Here is a 1,673-nt window from a genome sequence, read left to right as displayed (position 1 = left end):
GAATTCGCAGTTCCATGATGTTGGTGTCCTTCCAGGGCATTGGTACCCTCCTTGTGGAGGTCCATCGTCCCTGTCTCGTCACCTGCACGCTGCGAGAAAAGTGTCACCCATCCGCCCCGGTCGTACCAGGCGCGGCCTAACCCCTCGCTCAAGCGGAGCGCCAACGGCAGGCCACCAGGCCCGGGCCGGTGGTACGCGGTACATTTTCACCGGCCCGGGCCTGGCGTCCTACCGTCGGCGCCCGCTTAGCTCGAACGTTAGGCCGCATGAGACACGATCTTCTTGTATTCACAGTGCTTGCGTTCATCGGTACCTCGGCAGTAGCCCAAGATAGCCCGTCGGCTGCCGCGCTGCGTCTGGCGAATCTGATCAACAGCTACCGGGCCGGATTGGATCTTGAAGCCATACCCATCTCAAAGTCCTTGACTCAAGTCGCAGAGGCACACGCCAGTGACCTCGAAGGGACGACACGAGCAGCTCAATGCAACATGCATAGCTGGTCTGCAGCGGGTAAGTGGACTTCATGTTGCTACACTGCAGATCACGCGCAAGCGAAGTGCATGTGGACCAAACCACGCGAGATTTCTGATGGCGCGTACCAAGGATTCGGATACGAAATTTCCTATGGCAGTAGCGGCCAAGTGACGCCAGACGATGCACTTCGGGCCTGGAAGCGCAGTCAGGGTCACCATGAAGTCATCGTCAACAAGGGAATTTGGTTCAACGCACGCTGGCACGCCATGGGCGTTGCCGTCACGGGAGGCTACGCGCTCGTGTGGTTCGGCAAGGAAGCCGATCCAGCCAAATAGAGGCAAACAGTTTCAGCGTTGCAAGGACATGCGGCCTAGCCCCTCGCTCAAGCGGAGCGCCAACGGCAGGCCACCAGGCCCGGGCTGGTGGTACGCGGTACATTTTCACCAGCCCGGGCCTGGCGTCCTGCCGTCGTCGCCCGCTTAGCTCGAACGTTAGGCCACGCAAATACACTCACCTCGGCAGCTTTCACGACCTCCACCAGCCGCACTAAATGCATCCCCTCATCAGCATCACTGCTGCTCAGAAGGCGACCAAATTCCGCGAGCAAAAGCCTCGTCTCCAAGCTTCACGAGTATTTACGCTGAAGCCCACATCACAAGTGAAAATCAGCCCCGACGTCCATAACTACGCCGAAAATCTAAGCGGCCAGTTCGCTGGCGTCGCCGTCTACGCCTCGCCAGCGCAGCACCGAGGAAGGACACCCAGCCTGGCCAGCAGTCGCAACTCAGAAACGTTGGCGTCCTCGTGTTGGGCGCCTGAACCACGCAGAGGCTGGTCGCCGTGGCAGTGCCACCAAGTCAGCTCAGGACAAGGCGTGCATCAGTGGCCGTCAAAAGCGTGGCCTAACACGTCGCTCAAGCTGAGCACCAACGGCAAAACACCAGGCCCCGGCCACAGGTACGCTGTACATTTTCTGTGGCCGGGGCCTGGCGTTTCACCGTCGGTGCCAGCTTAGCTCCAACGTTAGGCCACGCAATCGAGAAGTGTCCTCAGCCCACAGCCGATTTAAGTCGTCCGCCCTGAACAACCCCAGAACCCGCATGAAGCCTAGCGATTGGGGCTGTTGCCGATGGTTTTGATTGCAGGATTGAGGCCCAATCGATATCAGTTCCTTGCAAACTGCATCGAGGTTGCCGATG

General features: G+C 59.4%; 1 protein-coding gene. It reads left to right on the top strand.

Features of this window, described 5'->3' with window-relative positions; all coding sequences use genetic code 11:
* The first annotated feature begins 266 nt into the window (after positions 1 to 266).
* The gene (locus JMV16_RS21100) at positions 267 to 809 is read left to right on the top strand and encodes a CAP domain-containing protein (protein WP_201496298.1); all 543 of its coding nucleotides are present in this window, start codon (positions 267 to 269) and stop codon (positions 807 to 809) included.
* The last annotated feature ends 864 nt before the right edge of the window (positions 810 to 1,673 follow it).

It is taken from the genome of Rubrivivax sp. A210 (assembly GCF_904426505.1).
Classification (GTDB): Bacteria; Pseudomonadota; Gammaproteobacteria; order Burkholderiales; family Burkholderiaceae_C; genus Rubrivivax.
This window is presented reverse-complemented; position numbering and strand designations above follow the sequence as displayed.